This is a genomic window from Enterobacter sp. SA197, from assembly GCF_054131575.1.
On sequence record NZ_CP096393.1, the window covers coordinates 1,119,192 to 1,135,634 of the forward strand.

Genomic DNA, 16,443 nt, shown 5'->3' on the forward strand with positions numbered 1-16,443 from the left:
TCCTTGATGATCATGGATAAACTGAAAGGGACTCAACATCTGAGTCCCTTTCTTTTATTTTGATCGTGCGTCGGTAAATTTTTGTGCCAAAGTATAAGCACGCTACGAAATGAAGGTGAGATCATGGATGAACTGGTGCTGTTAGCCTGTGCCGTGCTTTTTATGTTGCTGGTGGTCTGTCCGGCCCTGGCGGTGATTGCATATCGAAGAAGTTCTGCTGCTCAAGATGAGCTGTGGCAGTTGCGCCAGCGGGTGGTGGCACTTGAACAACGTCTGACTGCTGAGCCGGCAACACCGTTGCCAGAGCCCCGGGCTGCGGCGCCTGCTGCTGTTCACACCGCCACTGAACCAGAGCCCCAGGCTGTTCACACAGCCACTGAACCAGAGCCTCAGGCTGTTCACACTCCCATTGAGCCAGAGCCTCTCCCGGAACCTGAGAAACCCGTTGTGGTTGAACCGGCACCTGCTAACGTCTGGGCCAGGGGGACACCGGTGACGGCGAAGCCTGTTAAGGTTTCTGCGCCCGCCACGGATGCGGCGAAAACCGCAGGCTCATCAGGCGGCATGGTTACCTCGCTGGTGCGCTGGTTTATGCAGGGCAATCCGCTGGCAAAACTGGGGATTGTGCTGCTTTTCCTCGGGCTGGGATTCCTCTTTCGCTACAGCGTTGAAAATGCGCTCTTCCCGTTATCTCTGCGCCTGATTTTTGCCGCAGTGGCGTCGATGGTATTGCTGTTTGTTGGCTGGCGGTTACGGCGTAAACAGCTGGTCTTTGCATTAATCCTGCAAGGCGGTGCCACGGGTGCGCTTTATATGACAGTGTTCGGTGCCTTCCGGCTCTGGCAGATGTTACCGATGCCCCTGGCGTTCGGTCTGTTGCTGATTATCTGTGCGGCAAGCGTTGGCCTGGCGGTGCTGCAGCGTGCACTGAGCCTGGCGATGCTGGCAAGCCTGGGAGGGTATGCGGCACCGCTGTTACTCTCTACGGGTGGCGGTAGTCACATCGCGCTCTTTTCATTCTATCTTCTGCTCTCCGTTGGCATTCTGGTCATCAGCATCTGGCAACACTGGCGCGAACTTAATCTGCTGGGGATGTTGTTTACCTTCGGTGTGGCGGGTATCTGGGGCGTTGCCGACTATCGCCCGGACTATTACCTGAGTTGCCAGCTGTTCCTGATAGCGAACCTTCTCATTTTTGGCGTCCTGAGCGTGGCGTTGTCTTTGCGGGCGCAGAAGCGTGGCGAGCGGATTGTGGACGGCGTCCTGCTGTTTGCTCCTCCGCTGATTGGCTTTGGTATGCAATATGCCATCACGCAGCATCTGACCTATGGCCCGGCGTTTAGTGCGCTGGGTTTCGGTGCCTTCTATCTGCTGCTGGCATTTGGCGCGCTGAAACGTTTTCCCTCTGCGGGCAGACCGCTGGTGCTGGCAGCGCTGGCGCTGGGGGCGGCTTTCGTCACTCTCGCTATTCCGCTGGCGCTGTCCGCCCGTTGGACCGCAATGGCATGGGCGCTGGAAGGGCTTGGCATTCTCTGGCTTGGCGTCATGCAGGGCCAACGACGCATGAGCTACAGCGGCACGGGCCTGCTGGTGCTGGCGCTGGCCAGCGCGCTGTGGGCGCTTACTGCTTCCCTGACGGCGCTTTCCCTGTTTGTCATTTTCACCGTGCTCAGCGGGACCTGGCTTGCCGCTGCCTGGCTGTGGCGTGGTATTCAACGTATCGGCAGCGAGGTGTTGCTCGCCGGTGGGATTATCTACTGGCTTATTGCGCTGTGGGGATTGTCCTGGCTTGCGCAGCCGCTCGGTGTCGAAAAGGCCTTTGGTACGCTTGCACTGCTGAGCCTGACGGTCTGGATCTGGCGTGGCGCCAGCCAGCGATTGGGCTGGCAGGCGCTCCATATTGCCGTGTGGTTATTATGGCCTGCCATGATGGTTCTTCTGTTCTGGATGCTGGCGAATGCGTCCCATCTGCTGGCCGCGGGCTGGCAAAATCTGGCCTGGTGCCTGGTTCTGCCTTCGGCGCTGTTGCTGCTGCATCGGGATCAGAAATCCTTACCGGCACCGCTCGCGGGGGGATTACATCTTTCCCTTGCGTGGATGGTGCTGCTGGCAGTCAGTTCAGAACTGTACTGGTATGTTGACGAACTCCCCTGGGGGATGGAGGCGTGGCGTAGCGGCGTGCTGATGGCGGCAGGTGGTGGCGTGATACTCCTCCTCCTTGCGGGGATTCGCCGTGCCATCTGGCCACTGCGGGTATGGCCTGCACTTTATGGCACTCTGGTGCTCCTGCCGCTTATTCCGCTGCTCGCCCTCCTGCTGGTGATGGCGAATCTCCAGGACGCACGCGCGGTTAATCTGTTCTATCTGCCACTGATTAATCCGCTCGAAGAGGGGGCTGCTTTTGCTCTCGTGGGATTATGGGCCTGGGCGCGGTTTAGTATGCCGCGGTTGACGCCTTATCTGCCCTCGGCCCCGCGCGCTATTCCGATGGCAGTGGCGGCACTGAGTTTCTGGTGGATTAATGGTCTGCTGCTGCGGGCGCTGGCAAATTATGCGGGCATAGACTGGGATAGCGAGGCGCTCTGGCATTCCCGCTTAATTCAGACCACCTTCGCGCTGTTCTGGATGCTGGGGGCACTGGTCATCATGTTGATGGCCAGCCGCCGTGGTTCCCGGCGCGGCTGGTTTTGCGGTGCAGCACTACTGGGTGTGGTCATCATCAAACTTATGCTGGTGGACAGCGCAGGTGGAGGAGGCCTGGCGCGTGCCGTGGCCTTTATTGGCGTGGCGGTGCTGGTACTGATAGTGGGCTATTTTTCGCCCTTACCACCAAAAAAGACAACAGGGTTCAATGAGGAAGAAAAACCATGAAATGGATGAGATATATTGCCGTTGGCGCACTCCTCAGCGTGGCATCAAGTGGATTCGCCCGCACGGAAGACACGCCTGAAACGCCTCAGGATTATGGCTGGGGTAAGGCGCTGGCGACGACCGAATCTTCTCCCTGGTATCGCGTAAACCTGCCTGTAGAGGTTTATGAACAAAGCGCATGGCCCGATCTTCGTGATGTGCGAGTGTTCAATCATCAGGGTGAGCGCGTCCCTTTCTCACTCGAAAAGCAGAAACTGGCACCGGCGAACGCTAAGACCACCGAACTTCGCATCTTTCCGCTCACCACCTCTCCTGTTGAGTCTGTAGAGAGCGAGGGGGCAAAGGGTGAACGGATCTGGTTACGTTCGCCAAATGGCTATGAAATCACGCTGGAAGGCGAGCGTGTTGAGGGCATCGGCAAAAGCTATCTTCTGGCGTTACCCGATAGTACCGATGATCCCTTCACTGTTTCACAGCTGCGGCTTGGCTGGGATAAACCGACGGTGAACTGGCAGGGAAAAGCCTCAGTCTACAGCAGTAGCAATATGCAGGAGTGGGTGACGATGAAGTACGATGTTCCGTTAATGGACATCGCCAGCGGGGATGACCGTCTCGCGCTGGATAAAATCAACCTTGACCTTCGCATGGGGGGCGACAGCCCGCGCTATTTGCTGGTGGTGTTTGATAAGCCGCAGCTTCCTTTCACCCTGACCCAGGCATCGGTTGTTGAAGAGCAGTTGCAGGAGAAGCCCGCGCAGGTCAGTTTACCGGGCTGGGCGACGAAAGTTTCGGCCGATGAGGTGCACTATCAGTGGACACAGCCGCAGCCGCTGACGGCGCTATCCGTCAGACTGGATTATGAAGGTGTGTTACCCGTGGCGATTGCATGGCGCCCCACGGCACAGGATGCGTGGCGGCCTCTAAAGAAAGAGCTGATTTTTAATCTTAACAATCAGGTTTCAGATGACATTGTCCTTCCCGGCCAACCGGTACAGGCAATACGCCTGACGACAGTAAATGCGCATCTCCCCGAAGCACTGCCGCAGGTGGAGGGGCTACGCGAAAGGCAGGATCTTATTTTCAACGCGCAGGGCAACGGGCCCTTTATTCTGGCCTGGGGTAATAAAGCGGCAACAGAGGCCGCTTTACCGCTCGATAGCCTGATTCCCGCCCGCCTGCGTTCACAACATGCGCCGGATACGTTGCCACAGGCTATGGGGCGCGAAGCGGTCAAACTGGGAGGCGAATCTCGTCTTAGCGCAGTGTCGCCAGCGGAAAGAGAGAGTCAGTGGTACAGGTTTTTAGTCTGGGGTGTGCTGGTGTTTGGCGCACTGGCCCTGGGCTGGATGGCGCTGCGGATCTGGCGTGACGTCCAGAAAGACAAGGCGTCCTGAGTCAGAGCGTGCGGGCTTTTGCCTGCGCCATCATGCGCGGGTAAAACTGCCAGAACAGCTGTTCCAGCGCCGCATAGTGGTCATCCAAATCCTGCCAGGAGTCGCGCAAGGCATCAAGCTTAGGGCGACGACTGGCCATACCGTTTAGTACCCGCTGAATAAACGCCATCTCCCGGTAGCGCTCCAGCCAGCGTTCAGACCATAAGTAGTCGTTAAGGTTAACAAAGCGGGGCGGGGCGTCCGGGAGGATGACACTCACCTGGGCCTGGGCATAGGCAACAAACTCAGCGAGTGGCGTTTGCGGCGAAATTTCAGCCCAGTGACGCGAGAGGAAGTGATCCCACATTACGTCGAGCGTAATCGGGGCCACACGGCGAGTGTGCGGTCGAAACCATTGGCGTGCTGCTTTCACTTCCGGCAGGTTGTCGGTCAGGACGTCTATACGTCGGTGCATGTGAATGCCTGCGACCACGTCCGCCGGGTAGAGCGCGTCGGGGTTTCCGCGCACAAAATCAGCCAGTAAATTGCCGGACAGGGAGCTGTTGGCAAGGTGAGCCAGGTGCAGGTGAGCCAGAAAATTCATTTAATTACTCGTTATAATTCCAGTTGCAGATACGCTGGCTTCTTTCGTTCTTACCGGTCACGAGGTTAATTAACGTTCCCGTTATTCTCTGGGTTACCGCGGTTCTGCAACGCGAATTATTTAGAGTATATGAACTATCCAGAGGGGTAAAGGTTGCAGGGAGAACGCCCCGGCACTAGACTACCCGCCTCTTAATTATGTCTCGAGTTAGTGTCATGCGCGTTGCCGATTTTTCCTTTGAGTTGCCAGAATCCCTGATTGCCCACTATCCCCAGCCTGAGCGCAGCAGCTGTCGCTTGCTGTCACTGGATGGGCCAACGGGCGCGCTGACGCACGGTACGTTCACCGATTTGCTCGATAAGCTCAACCCCGGCGATCTGCTGGTCTTTAACAATACCCGCGTGATCCCGGCCCGTCTGTTTGGCCGTAAAGCCAGCGGTGGCAAGATCGAAGTGCTGGTGGAGCGTATGCTCGACGATAAGCGTATTCTGGCACACATTCGTGCGTCCAAAGCGCCGAAGCCGGGAGCGGAACTGCTGCTGGGCGATGACGAGAGTATCAATGCCACGATGGTGGCGCGTCATGACGCGCTGTTTGAAGTTGAATTCAATGATGAACGTCCGGTTCTCGATATCCTCAACGCCATCGGCCATATGCCGCTGCCGCCCTACATAGACAGGCCGGACGAAGAGGCTGACCGTGAGCTTTATCAGACCGTTTACAGTCAGAAGCCGGGCGCGGTGGCCGCGCCGACCGCCGGTCTGCACTTTGATGAACCGTTGCTTGCACGCCTGCGTGAAAAAGGCATTGAGATGGCCTTCGTCACGCTGCACGTGGGGGCAGGGACCTTCCAGCCGGTGCGCGTAGATAGCATCGAAGATCACATCATGCACTCCGAATATGCCGAAGTACCGCAAGAGGTCGTCGACGCCGTACTGGCTGCAAAAGCGCGAGGTAATCGTGTTATTGCGGTCGGCACCACCTCGGTACGCTCGCTGGAGAGTGCGGCGCAGGCCGCGCAAAACGCGCTGATTGCCCCCTTCTTTGGCGACACGCAAATCTTTATCTATCCGGGTTATCAGTACAACGTCATTGATGCGCTGGTCACCAACTTCCACCTGCCGGAATCGACCCTGATCATGCTGGTTTCTGCCTTTGCCGGTTATAAACACACCATGCACGCCTATCAGGAAGCGGTTGCGCACAAATATCGCTTTTTTAGTTACGGTGACGCGATGTTTATCACGTACAATCCGCAGGCTATTTTTGAGCAACCATAAGAAGGCTATCTTATTTGCCATTTTGTCGCCGGGTTGTGCTCGCCATCCTCACGTACGATGTGTACGCGCCGGTGACAGCGCGCTGACCGAGCCAAACTGGCAGCGCCGGTAACGCCTTTAAGAATCTATTCGCTATGGAATTACGCCGTAGCGGGGTGTTAAACGTCAGACTGTTTTTCTGACGCGGGAGAAAACATGAAATTTGAACTGGATACCACCGATGGGCGCGCCCGCCGCGGCCGCCTGGTGTTTGATCGTGGCGTAGTGGAAACGCCTGCTTTTATGCCTGTCGGTACCTATGGCACCGTAAAAGGGATGACGCCGGAAGAAGTTGAAGCAACTGGCGCACAGATCATCCTCGGTAATACCTTCCATTTATGGCTGCGCCCTGGCCAGGAAATCATGAAACTGCATGGCGATCTGCATGATTTTATGCAGTGGAAAGGTCCTATTCTGACCGACTCCGGCGGCTTTCAGGTCTTCAGCCTGGGGGATATCCGTAAGATCACCGAAGCGGGCGTCCATTTCCGCAATCCGATCAACGGCGATCCCATTTTCCTCGATCCTGAAAAGTCGATGGAGATTCAATACGATCTCGGTTCCGATATCGTCATGATCTTTGACGAATGTACCCCTTACCCGGCTGATTGGGATTATGCTAAGCGCTCGATGGAAATGTCGCTGCGCTGGGCAAAACGTAGTCGTGACCGCTTTGATTCGCTGGAAAACCCGAATGCGCTTTTTGGCATCATTCAGGGCAGTGTTTACGAAGATTTACGTGATATCTCCGTCAAAGGTCTGGTAGAGATTGGCTTTGATGGCTACGCTGTCGGCGGTTTGGCTGTTGGCGAGCCTAAAGCAGATATGCACCGTATTCTGGAACATGTTTGCCCGCAAATTCCGGCAGATAAACCACGATACCTGATGGGCGTGGGTAAACCAGAAGATCTGGTGGAAGGGGTGCGTCGTGGTATCGATATGTTCGACTGTGTCATGCCAACCCGTAACGCCCGTAATGGTCATCTGTTTGTGACTAACGGCGTGGTGAAAATCCGTAACGCGAAATATAAGAGTGATACTGGCCCGCTCGATGCTGAGTGCGATTGCTACACCTGCCGCCATTATTCTCTCGCTTACCTCCATCACCTTGACCGTTGCAATGAGATATTGGGCGCGCGGCTTAATACCATTCATAACCTGCGTTATTACCAGCGCTTGATGGCGGGTTTACGTAAGGCTATTGAAGAGGGTAAATTAGAGAGCTTCGTGACTGATTTTTACCAACGTCAGGGACGGGATGTTCCGGCTTTGAACGTTGATTAATATAATTAATGAGGGAATTTGAATGAGCTTTTTTATTTCTGATGCGGTAGCAGCAGGCGGCGCACCGGCGCAGGGCAGCCCGATGTCTCTGATCCTGATGCTGGTGGTGTTTGGTCTGATTTTCTATTTCATGATCCTGCGTCCTCAGCAGAAGCGTACTAAAGAGCACAAAAACCTGATGAGCTCCATTGCGAAAGGCGATGAAGTTCTGACTACTGGCGGTCTGGTTGGTCGCGTAACCAAAGTAGCAGACACCGGCTACCTGGCTATTGCGCTGAACGATACCACTGAAGTGGTTATCAAACGTGACTTCGTAGCTGCCGTTCTGCCGAAAGGCACGATGAAGGCGCTGTAATTTCTTGTTTTCCCAAAGGGAACTGCCGTGTTAAACCGTTATCCTTTGTGGAAGTACATCATGCTGGTCGTCGTGATTATCGTCGGCCTGCTGTACGCACTTCCCAACCTGTATGGTGAGGATCCGGCTGTTCAGGTCACTGGCGCGCGCGGCGTCGCCGCCAGTGAACAAACGCTGATCCAGGTCCAGAAAACTCTACAAGAAGAAAAAATCAACGCGAAGTCTGTGGCACTGGAAAACGGCGCTATTCTCGCTCGCTTTGACACCACCGATATTCAGCTGCGCGCCCGTGAAGCGCTGGTTAATGAACTTGGCGATCAGTTTGTCGTGGCGCTCAACCTTGCTCCGGCCACCCCGTATTGGCTCACCAAAATCAATGCCGAACCCATGAAACTGGGTCTCGACCTGCGTGGCGGCGTGCACTTCCTGATGGAAGTCGATATGGACACCGCGCTTGGTAAGCTTCAGGAACAAAATATCGACAGTCTGCGTAGCGATTTACGTGAAAAAGGCATTCCTTACACCACCGTGCGTAAGGAAGAGAACTACGGTCTGAGCATTCAGTTCCGTGATTCTGCGGCACGTAATGAAGCGAATACCTATCTTGCTGCCCGCCATCGTGATCTGGTGCTGACTAACCAGGGCGATAACGTCCTGCGTGCGGTCATGACCGATGCGCGTCTGAGCGAAGCCCGTGAGTATGCTGTGCAGCAGAACATCAACATCCTGCGTAACCGTGTAAACCAACTGGGCGTGGCTGAACCGCTGGTACAGCGCCAGGGTGCTGACCGTATTGTGGTCGAACTGCCGGGTATTCAGGACACCGCGCGTGCGAAAGAGATTCTGGGCGCCACCGCAACGCTGGAATTCCGTCTGGTCAACAGCAACGTTGATCAGTCTGCCGCCGCTTCGGGTCGTGTACCGGGTGATTCTGAAGTCAAACAGATGCGTGAAGGTCAGCCGGTTGTGCTGTACAAGCGTGTCATTTTGACCGGCGATCATATTACCGATTCCACCTCCAGCCAGGATGAGTACAACCAACCGCAGGTTAACATCTCGCTCGACAGTGCGGGTGGTAACATCATGTCTAACTTCACCAAGGACAATATCGGTAAACCGATGGCCACCCTGTTTGTGGAGTACAAAGACAGCGGTAAGAAAGATGCCAACGGCCGTTCGGTGCTGGTAAAAGAGGAAGAGGTGATTAACATCGCCAATATCCAGTCTCGCCTGGGTAACAGCTTCCGTATTACCGGTATCAATAACCCGAACGAAGCGCGTCAGCTCTCTCTGCTGCTGCGTGCCGGTGCGCTGATTGCGCCGATTCAGATTGTTGAAGAGCGCACTATTGGTCCAACCCTTGGGATGCAAAACATCACGCAGGGTCTGGAAGCCTGTCTGGCGGGTCTCGTTGTTTCAATCATCTTTATGATCTTCTTCTATAAGAAGTTCGGCCTGATTGCGACCTCGGCGCTGATTGCCAACCTGGTACTGATTGTCGGCATTATGTCACTGCTTCCAGGTGCAACGCTCACTATGCCGGGTATTGCGGGTATCGTGTTAACCCTTGCGGTTGCGGTCGACGCCAACGTACTGATCAACGAACGTATCAAAGAAGAGTTGAGTAACGGACGTACGGTGCAGCAGGCGATCGACGAAGGTTACCGAGGGGCGTTCAGTTCCATTTTTGATGCCAACATCACGACGCTTATCAAGGTTCTGATCCTGTATGCGGTCGGTACCGGTGCCATTAAAGGGTTTGCCATTACAACCGGTATCGGTGTGGCGACCTCAATGTTTACCGCTATCGTCGGCACCCGTGCCATCGTGAACCTGCTGTACGGCGGCAAGCGCGTTAAAAAGCTGTCTATCTGAGGAGTGCGTTGTGGCACAGGAATACACTGTTGAACAATTGAACTACGGCCGTAAAGTCTGGGACTTTATGCGCTGGGATTACTGGGCTTTCGGTATCTCAGGTCTGCTGTTAATCGTCTCTATCGCCATTATGGGCGTGCGCGGTTTTAACTGGGGGCTTGATTTCACCGGCGGTACGGTCATCGAAATTACGCTGGAAAAACCAGCGGACATGGACATGATGCGCGAAGCGTTGCAGAAAGCGGGTTTTGAAGATCCACTGCTGCAAAACTTCGGCAGCAGCCGCGATATCATGGTGCGTATGCCCCCTGCTCAGGGTGAAACCGGTGGGCAGGAGCTGGGAAGCAAGGTGCTTCGCGTCATCAATGACGCCACCAGCCAGAACGCATCGGTAAAACGTATTGAGTTCGTCGGGCCGAGTGTAGGGGCTGATTTGGCGCAAACCGGGGCGATGGCGTTGATTGTGGCGCTGATCTCCATCCTGGTTTACGTTGGCTTCCGCTTTGAGTGGCGACTGGCTGCTGGTGTAGTTATTGCCCTTGCGCACGACGTGGTGATTACGATGGGGGTGCTGTCGCTGTTCCACATCGAAATTGACCTGACCATCGTCGCGTCACTGATGTCCGTTATCGGCTATTCGCTTAACGACAGTATCGTGGTCTCGGACCGTATTCGTGAGAACTTCCGCAAGATCCGTCGCGGCACGCCTTATGAGATTTTTAACGTGTCCCTGACCCAGACGCTGCATCGTACATTGATCACCTCTGGTACGACGTTAGTGGTTATCCTGATGCTGTATCTGTTTGGTGGCCCGATTCTGGCTGGCTTCTCACTGACCATGCTGATTGGTGTTTCCATCGGTACTGCCTCGTCCATTTACGTAGCGTCCGCGCTGGCACTGAAGCTGGGTATGAAGCGTGAACACCTGATCCAGCAAAAAGTGGAGAAAGAAGGGGCGGATCAGCCGTCCATTCTGCCTTAATCACCTTTTAGAACTGAAAACCGTGGCTTGCAGGCCACGGTTTTTTTTTCGCCTGGCGATCGCTCCTGACAGTATGCTGTCAGGAGGGGGGTGGCAGACTCTCTTTGTCGAAAACACAAAGAGGGCACCACAATGAACAACATTATCAACTGGTTTGAAATCCCGGCAGCGGACCTTGAAAGAGCGACTCACTTTTACGAATACTGCGTGGGGGCAACGTTCCGTCAGGAGCATGTCGCAGGAATATCGATGGCGGTCTTTGAGTATAACGCGCCATCCATCGGCGGGGCGTTGGTTAAGTCGCCGATGTTTCAGCCTTCGACCAGTGGCACGGTGGTTTATCTTTTCACACCTGACATAACGGCCTCTCTGAAGAAAGTGTCGGAGAAAGGTGGAACCTGCTGCTTCGGCCCGGAGATTTTGCCGGAGGGTATTGGCACCATTGCGCTTATCATTGACAGTGAAGGCAACCGGGTTGGGTTGCATCAACCAGCCTGATACAAACAACACACCGTAACGGAAAATTTACCATGAGCCGCCGTGCCGATCGCCTGTTCCAGATAGTGCAAATTCTTCGCACCCGTCGTCGCGTGACGGCGGCAATGCTCGCAGAGCGACTGGAGGTCTCAGAGCGGACGGTTTATCGGGATATCCGTGATTTATCCCTCTCGGGTGTACCGATTCAGGGAGAAGCCGGGAGTGGTTATCGTTTGCTGCCCGGCTTCGATCTTCCCCCGCTGATGTTTACCGGGCTGGAGGTGGAAGCCCTGATTGCTGCCATTGGGATGTTACAAACCTGGAGCGGCGATGTACTGGCGCAGGCTGCGGGCTCGGCGCAGGAGAAGTTGCTCGGCGTGTTGCCCACCGACAGGCGCATTCTGGCGGAAAGTAACCGGATTATCACGCCGAACATGGGTAAATATTCGCAGGTCCGGCGTTGGTTTGATGTGCTGCATCAAGCGATGCGTCAGCATGACGTTGTCTACATACGTTATGAAAATGAAAAAGGTGAAGCTTCTCAGCGGGCCATTCATCCGCTGGGGCTTTCCTTCTGGGGCGAGGTCTGGGTACTGGTCGCCTGGTGCGAGCTGCGTGGCGATTACCGCTGTTTTCGACTGGATCGCTGTCAGGCGGTCGCGATCACCGGCAACGTGTTCAAGGAAAGGCCGGATCGTTCATTTGAAGATTTTATCCGCCGCCAGAAGCGCGGGGATTAAATGGGGCAACAGCGCAGTGGTAATCATTGATAAAGCAGCCAGAGCGCGCGAAACTAACGTTAATTCACCACTTACCTGGGTATCGACTTACTGATGGCTATTATCCCTAAAAACTATACGCGGCTGGAAAGCGGTTATCGCGAAAAAGCACTCAAACTCTTTCCGTGGGTATGCGGTCGCTGCTCACGTGAATTCGTCTATTCGAATCTTCGTGAACTCACGGTTCACCATATGGATCACGACCATACCAATAACCCTGAAGATGGCAGCAACTGGGAGTTATTGTGCCTGTTCTGTCACGATCATGAACATGCTAAATATACCGAGGCAGACCAGTATGGTTCGACAGTGATTGCAGGAGAGGATGCGCAGAAGGATGTCGGCGAAGCGACTTATAACCCTTTTGCAGATCTGAAAGCGATGCTTAACAAGAAAAAATAATCCCGCTACCGGCCTTACATCAGCCTCAGGAGTGTGACATAACCTGAGGCATCAAAAAAAAGCACCGACGAGAGCCTCGTGCGGTGCTTTTTTATTGCCATCCTGGATCGCCAGGGCGTGATGATGATCTGTCTTAGAAGTTGTAACCGACCACCAGGTAGCCACCCCAACCGGTAGAGCGTACGCTGAAATCGCCGTTACCGAAGTTCAGACTTGCATCGTCGTTCCACTGACCGCCGTTGTGCCAGTAACGAGCCACTACGGAGTAATGCCAGTGATCGTAGCCCAGAGAGAGGATGTGGCTGGAGGCAATAGAATCATTGGTACGGGCACGTTTGTTGTTCAGATCGTGGAAATCTTTATCGCCCAGCTCAGAACCCCAGTCGAAGTTAGTAAAACCGATGTAGCTTAACTGACCGCCCCACAGGGAGGTGATCGGAACGAAGTATTTCACTTTGAAACGGTAGCCGTCCCACTCGTTTTCGTTCGCCGCTTTGTAGTTCTGCCACTGGTATTTCGCGTAGACGTTCAGGGAAAGGCTCATCGGCAGGCCAGTGTCGATGTCGGTACCCAGACCCATGTACCAGGTGCTCTGACGACCGGATTCGTTACGACCCATATCGTAGATATAGTTGTTGGCAAAATACCACTCTTTGAACGGGCCGAAGCTCAGATCGGTACCGGTCAGCTTATCAATAGAGAAGCGCGGCTCAATTTCCATGAACAGCGGAGAGCCGTGGTTCCAGATACCTCTTGCATCAGTGTTACCGCCGAAAAACACCGGGGCGTCCAGGTAGCCATAGAAATCAAACCACTCTTTCTTGGCAAAGGCTTCATATTCCAGGTAGGTATCGTTGTGGATCTGCGGTCCGAAGCGGGTGTGATAGCTGCCGACAACGTTAACGCTCTGATGCCACCAGTCTGAGACATATTCAGGTTTGTCGGTTTCTGCCGCGTTCACGGTAAAAGACGTCGAGATCGCCAGCGCAGCGCCAGCTGCAAGTAATGTATTTTTCATAATTATGCCACTAATAAAAGATCCCTTACGGGAATGAAAGAATGCACGCATTGCGTTTCTAAATGTTTCATATTTCTGCGAGGCTATTATAAGTATCCTTGTTCACAAAAATATGTGTTGTTTCACATAACTGACACATACGTAATCGATTGCGTTCACGTTTGCGTCCAATAAACAGCGGGGATTATAATGATGAACCTCAGTGTTGCCAATAAATGAAAGCCGCCTGATATCACCCAGACGGCGTAAAAGAGATGACAACGTATGAAAAAGGGCGACAGCGCCCCAAAATTACTCAGGCGTGGCGGGCTGAATATCGTGAATGCGAACAAAGCCCAGTTGTTCAGGGGTAAGGCCATCAAGCTGGAGTGTAACCTCAACGTCGCTTGGGGCGAGGGTACTGGCAGGGGCGCTCATCAACTGGTTACGGACGTTCACCTCCTGATAATGTTCAGTGGTGCCCTGAATCTGACCCCATTCCACGGTGCCGTTGAAGGCCGGTAAAGGGTCGTTTGACTCACCCTGAATACGCAGCGTGACGCGTGTGCCATCTGCATCAGGAGCAATATTTTTCAGTGACATACGTAGCATTCCTACCTGGCTGTTCAGCCTGGCGGGAGTATTAGCCCCGGGCAGCAGGTACACGCCGCTGCTGGATTTCGCATTGAGGGCATTTTGCTGCGTTATCTTCACGGTCTCCTGATTCAGCTTGCTCATCTCTTTATTCAGCGTGCTCACGCTCTGATGCAGTTGTCGCACTTCACTTTGCTGTGCGCAGGCGCTGAGGGCAAAAACGCTTCCCAGCAACAGGGATCTTAGGTAACGTCTTGTCATTGTGTCTGTTTCCTTGAAAATGAAGATATTCTTAATGGTAGCCAGCAACCACTGCGTTGCCATCTATCCATTGTCTCAAAATCGGTCCGTCTTTGTTGTCACGCCAGTTCAGGGTAAAATAGATTTTAATTAACTCACACGTCAGGACGTCGTATGCATTGCCCATTCTGTTTCGCCGTGGATACCAAAGTAATCGATTCTCGCCTTGTGGGGGAGGGCTCCTCTGTTCGCCGCCGTCGTCAGTGTCTGGTATGCAACGAACGTTTCACAACCTTTGAAGTTGCTGAACTGGTGATGCCGCGTGTCGTCAAAAGCAATGACGTGCGTGAACCCTTCAATGAGGACAAATTGCGCGGGGGCATATTAAAAGCGCTCGAAAAGCGTCCGGTGAGCGCGGATGACGTTGAAATGGCATTGAATCATATCAAGTCACAATTACGGGCGACCGGCGAACGTGAGATTGCCAGTAAAATGATTGGTAATCTGGTGATGGAACAGCTTAAAAAACTCGATAAGGTCGCTTATATCCGTTTTGCTTCGGTATACCGCAGCTTTGAAGACATCCGCGAATTTGGCGAAGAGATCGCTCGCCTACAGGACTGATCATGCAGGACGACATCTACATGGCACGTGCGCTGAAGCTGGCGCAACGCGGTCGTTTTACCACGCATCCGAATCCAAATGTCGGGTGCGTTATCGTTAAAGACGGCGAAGTGGTTGGCGAAGGTTTCCACTATCGTGCCGGAGAGCCCCACGCCGAAGTACATGCGCTGCGCATGGCGGGTGGCAATGCAAAAGGGGCTACTGCGTATGTCACTCTGGAGCCATGCAGCCATCATGGACGCACCCCACCGTGCTGTGAGGCGCTGATCGGCGCCGGGGTAACGCGTGTCGTGGCTGCGATGCAGGATCCTAACCCGCAGGTGCAGGGGCGCGGCCTCTATCGCCTGCAGCAGGCAGGCATAGAAGTGAGCCATAGCCTGATGCTGCCAGAAGCGGAAGCCCTGAATAAAGGTTTTCTTAAACGTATGCGCACGGGGTTTCCCTACGTACAGCTTAAGCTGGGTGCCTCACTGGACGGCCGAACCGCGATGGCCAGTGGCGAAAGTCAGTGGATAACCTCGCCACAGGCGCGCCGGGATGTGCAGCGTCTTCGTGCGCAGAGCCATGCGATCCTCACCAGCAGCGAAACGGTGCTGGCAGATAACCCAAAACTGACGGTACGTTGGGATGAGCTCGGTGCCGACATTCAGGCGCATTATCCGCTGGAAAACCTGCGCCAGCCGCTGCGCGTCGTGGTGGACAGCAAAAACCGCGTGACCCCTGAGCACGCGCTGGTGCATGAAGCGGGTGAGACCTGGTTTGCACGCACGACGCCTGACAGCCGTTCATGGCCAGCCTCAGTTCGCGACCTCCCGGTGCCGGACTATAACGGCCATGTCGATCTGGTTTCGTTGATGATGCTGCTCGGCAAACAGCAAATAAACAGTATCTGGGTCGAGGCGGGAGCTCATCTGGCCGGCGCGCTGTTACAGGCGGGTCTGGTGGATGAACTTATTGTTTATCTTGCGCCAAAACTGCTGGGCACGGATGCCAGAGGGCTTTGCGCTCTGCCGGGTCTTCAGGCACTTGCCGATGCCCCCGCTTTCAAATTCAATGAGATTCGTCAGGTCGGCCCCGATCTCTGCCTGCATCTCACGCACGCGTAGCGGCGCCTGTAAAAGGGAAGCAGCGCGTCAAATATTATGATAAAATCCGCCCCCCTGCGGGGTCTGAACTGAACCTGTAAAGGAAGAGTATGAACATTATTGAAGCTAACGTTGCTACCCCGGACGCTCGCGTCGCCATCACCATCGCGCGTTTCAACAACTTTATCAATGACAGCCTGCTGGAAGGTGCGATTGACGCCCTGAAACGTATCGGCCAGGTTAACGATGACAATATTACCGTTGTTTGGGTTCCAGGTGCTTATGAGCTGCCGCTGGCGGCAGGCGCACTGGCTAAGACCGGTAAATATGACGCGGTGATTGCGCTGGGTACGGTAATTCGTGGCGGTACGGCTCACTTTGAATATGTGGCTGGTGGCGCAAGCAATGGCCTGTTGCACGTTGCACAGGACAGCGAAATCCCGGTCGCTTTTGGTGTACTGACCACTGAAAGCATTGAACAAGCTATCGAACGTGCTGGCACCAAAGCCGGTAACAAAGGTGCGGAAGCTGCATTGACCGCGCTTGAAATGATTAATGTATTGAAAGCCATTAAGGCCTGAT

16 protein-coding genes are annotated in these 16,443 nt (G+C 54.4%); 13 read left to right on the forward strand and 3 right to left on the reverse strand.

The window, feature by feature from the left end; translation table 11 throughout:
* The first annotated feature begins 123 nt into the window (after positions 1 to 123).
* Together M1D91_RS05040 and M1D91_RS05045 are read left to right on the forward strand one after the other, a co-directional pair.
* Positions 124 to 2,871 carry a DUF2339 domain-containing protein gene (locus M1D91_RS05040; protein ID WP_437433790.1) on the forward strand — a complete coding sequence of 916 codons (2,748 nt, stop codon included), beginning with the start codon at positions 124 to 126 and terminating at the stop codon, positions 2,869 to 2,871.
* The gene (locus M1D91_RS05045; protein ID WP_437433789.1) at positions 2,868 to 4,265 is read left to right on the forward strand and encodes a DUF3999 domain-containing protein; all 1,398 of its coding nucleotides are present in this window, start codon (positions 2,868 to 2,870) and stop codon (positions 4,263 to 4,265) included. Before M1D91_RS05040 ends, M1D91_RS05045 begins: the two co-directional genes overlap by 4 nt.
* Before the next feature lies 1 nt (position 4,266).
* Here the strand turns inward: M1D91_RS05045 and acpH are convergent, their stop codons facing one another.
* Positions 4,267 to 4,848, reverse strand: a complete 582-nt coding sequence (gene acpH, locus M1D91_RS05050; protein WP_437433788.1) for an ACP phosphodiesterase — start codon at positions 4,846 to 4,848, stop codon at positions 4,267 to 4,269.
* 215 nt (positions 4,849 to 5,063) lie between these two features.
* Here acpH and queA point away from each other — a divergent pair, with 215 nt between their 5' ends.
* The 8 genes from queA to yajD all read left to right on the forward strand — a co-directional run bounded on the left by queA (position 5,064) and on the right by yajD (position 12,321).
* A complete protein-coding gene (gene queA, locus M1D91_RS05055; protein WP_437433830.1) occupies positions 5,064 to 6,128 on the forward strand; it encodes a tRNA preQ1(34) S-adenosylmethionine ribosyltransferase-isomerase QueA in 1,065 nt (354 codons plus the stop codon).
* 195 nt (positions 6,129 to 6,323) lie between these two features.
* Positions 6,324 to 7,451 (forward strand): tRNA guanosine(34) transglycosylase Tgt, encoded by a 1,128-nt coding sequence (gene tgt, locus M1D91_RS05060; protein WP_437433787.1) that lies wholly within the window; start codon positions 6,324 to 6,326, stop codon positions 7,449 to 7,451.
* A gap of 22 nt (positions 7,452 to 7,473) precedes the next feature.
* Positions 7,474 to 7,806: a preprotein translocase subunit YajC gene (gene yajC, locus M1D91_RS05065; protein WP_437433786.1), complete on the forward strand. Its 333-nt coding sequence runs from the start codon at positions 7,474 to 7,476 to the stop codon at positions 7,804 to 7,806.
* A gap of 27 nt (positions 7,807 to 7,833) precedes the next feature.
* Positions 7,834 to 9,681, forward strand: a complete 1,848-nt coding sequence (gene secD, locus M1D91_RS05070) for a protein translocase subunit SecD (protein ID WP_437433785.1) — start codon at positions 7,834 to 7,836, stop codon at positions 9,679 to 9,681.
* Between the two features lie 10 nt (positions 9,682 to 9,691).
* Positions 9,692 to 10,663, forward strand: coding sequence for a protein translocase subunit SecF (gene secF / locus M1D91_RS05075; RefSeq protein WP_437433784.1), 972 nt, complete (start codon positions 9,692 to 9,694; stop codon positions 10,661 to 10,663).
* A gap of 132 nt (positions 10,664 to 10,795) precedes the next feature.
* A complete protein-coding gene (locus tag M1D91_RS05080; RefSeq protein WP_437433783.1) occupies positions 10,796 to 11,161 on the forward strand; it encodes a VOC family protein in 366 nt (121 codons plus the stop codon).
* Between the two features lie 32 nt (positions 11,162 to 11,193).
* Complete coding sequence (locus M1D91_RS05085) at positions 11,194 to 11,880, forward strand: helix-turn-helix transcriptional regulator (protein WP_437433782.1); 687 nt, start codon at positions 11,194 to 11,196, stop codon at positions 11,878 to 11,880.
* Between the two features lie 93 nt (positions 11,881 to 11,973).
* Complete coding sequence (yajD, locus tag M1D91_RS05090) at positions 11,974 to 12,321, forward strand: HNH nuclease YajD (protein ID WP_437433781.1); 348 nt, start codon at positions 11,974 to 11,976, stop codon at positions 12,319 to 12,321.
* Positions 12,322 to 12,454: 133 nt separating this feature from the next.
* On the opposite strand, the gene M1D91_RS05095 is transcribed toward yajD, so the two are convergent.
* Together M1D91_RS05095 and M1D91_RS05100 are read right to left on the reverse strand one after the other, a co-directional pair.
* Positions 12,455 to 13,339 carry a nucleoside-specific channel-forming protein Tsx gene (locus M1D91_RS05095; protein ID WP_437433780.1) on the reverse strand — a complete coding sequence of 295 codons (885 nt, stop codon included), beginning with the start codon at positions 13,337 to 13,339 and terminating at the stop codon, positions 12,455 to 12,457.
* Positions 13,340 to 13,630: 291 nt separating this feature from the next.
* Positions 13,631 to 14,173, reverse strand: a complete 543-nt coding sequence (locus M1D91_RS05100) for a SadB/YajI family lipoprotein (protein ID WP_437433779.1) — start codon at positions 14,171 to 14,173, stop codon at positions 13,631 to 13,633.
* A gap of 153 nt (positions 14,174 to 14,326) precedes the next feature.
* Between M1D91_RS05100 and nrdR the strand changes: the two genes are divergently transcribed.
* From nrdR to ribH, 3 genes are all read left to right on the forward strand, one after another.
* Positions 14,327 to 14,776 carry a transcriptional regulator NrdR gene (nrdR, locus tag M1D91_RS05105; RefSeq protein ID WP_437433778.1) on the forward strand — a complete coding sequence of 150 codons (450 nt, stop codon included), beginning with the start codon at positions 14,327 to 14,329 and terminating at the stop codon, positions 14,774 to 14,776.
* A 2-nt stretch (positions 14,777 to 14,778) separates the two neighbouring features.
* The gene (ribD, locus tag M1D91_RS05110; RefSeq protein WP_437433777.1) at positions 14,779 to 15,882 is read left to right on the forward strand and encodes a bifunctional diaminohydroxyphosphoribosylaminopyrimidine deaminase/5-amino-6-(5-phosphoribosylamino)uracil reductase RibD; all 1,104 of its coding nucleotides are present in this window, start codon (positions 14,779 to 14,781) and stop codon (positions 15,880 to 15,882) included.
* Positions 15,883 to 15,971: 89 nt separating this feature from the next.
* Positions 15,972 to 16,442 carry a 6,7-dimethyl-8-ribityllumazine synthase gene (ribH, locus tag M1D91_RS05115; RefSeq protein ID WP_437433776.1) on the forward strand — a complete coding sequence of 157 codons (471 nt, stop codon included), beginning with the start codon at positions 15,972 to 15,974 and terminating at the stop codon, positions 16,440 to 16,442.
* Position 16,443 lies beyond the last annotated feature (1 nt).

Excerpts from the sequence above, each read along its gene's own strand:
- M1D91_RS05040 (WP_437433790.1), top strand. The coding sequence starts at position 124 with ATGGATGAACTGGTGCTGTTAGCCTGTGCCGTGCTTTTTATGTTGCTG.
- M1D91_RS05045 (WP_437433789.1), top strand. The coding sequence starts at position 2,868 with ATGAAATGGATGAGATATATTGCCGTTGGCGCACTCCTCAGCGTGGCA.
- acpH (WP_437433788.1), bottom strand. The coding sequence starts at position 4,848 with ATGAATTTTCTGGCTCACCTGCACCTGGCTCACCTTGCCAACAGCTCC.
- queA (WP_437433830.1), top strand. The coding sequence starts at position 5,064 with ATGCGCGTTGCCGATTTTTCCTTTGAGTTGCCAGAATCCCTGATTGCC.
- tgt (WP_437433787.1), top strand. The coding sequence starts at position 6,324 with ATGAAATTTGAACTGGATACCACCGATGGGCGCGCCCGCCGCGGCCGC.
- yajC (WP_437433786.1), top strand. The coding sequence starts at position 7,474 with ATGAGCTTTTTTATTTCTGATGCGGTAGCAGCAGGCGGCGCACCGGCG.
- M1D91_RS05080 (WP_437433783.1), top strand. The coding sequence starts at position 10,796 with ATGAACAACATTATCAACTGGTTTGAAATCCCGGCAGCGGACCTTGAA.
- M1D91_RS05085 (WP_437433782.1), top strand. The coding sequence starts at position 11,194 with ATGAGCCGCCGTGCCGATCGCCTGTTCCAGATAGTGCAAATTCTTCGC.
- yajD (WP_437433781.1), top strand. The coding sequence starts at position 11,974 with ATGGCTATTATCCCTAAAAACTATACGCGGCTGGAAAGCGGTTATCGC.
- M1D91_RS05095 (WP_437433780.1), bottom strand. The coding sequence starts at position 13,339 with ATGAAAAATACATTACTTGCAGCTGGCGCTGCGCTGGCGATCTCGACG.
- M1D91_RS05100 (WP_437433779.1), bottom strand. The coding sequence starts at position 14,173 with ATGACAAGACGTTACCTAAGATCCCTGTTGCTGGGAAGCGTTTTTGCC.
- nrdR (WP_437433778.1), top strand. The coding sequence starts at position 14,327 with ATGCATTGCCCATTCTGTTTCGCCGTGGATACCAAAGTAATCGATTCT.
- ribD (WP_437433777.1), top strand. The coding sequence starts at position 14,779 with ATGCAGGACGACATCTACATGGCACGTGCGCTGAAGCTGGCGCAACGC.
- ribH (WP_437433776.1), top strand. The coding sequence starts at position 15,972 with ATGAACATTATTGAAGCTAACGTTGCTACCCCGGACGCTCGCGTCGCC.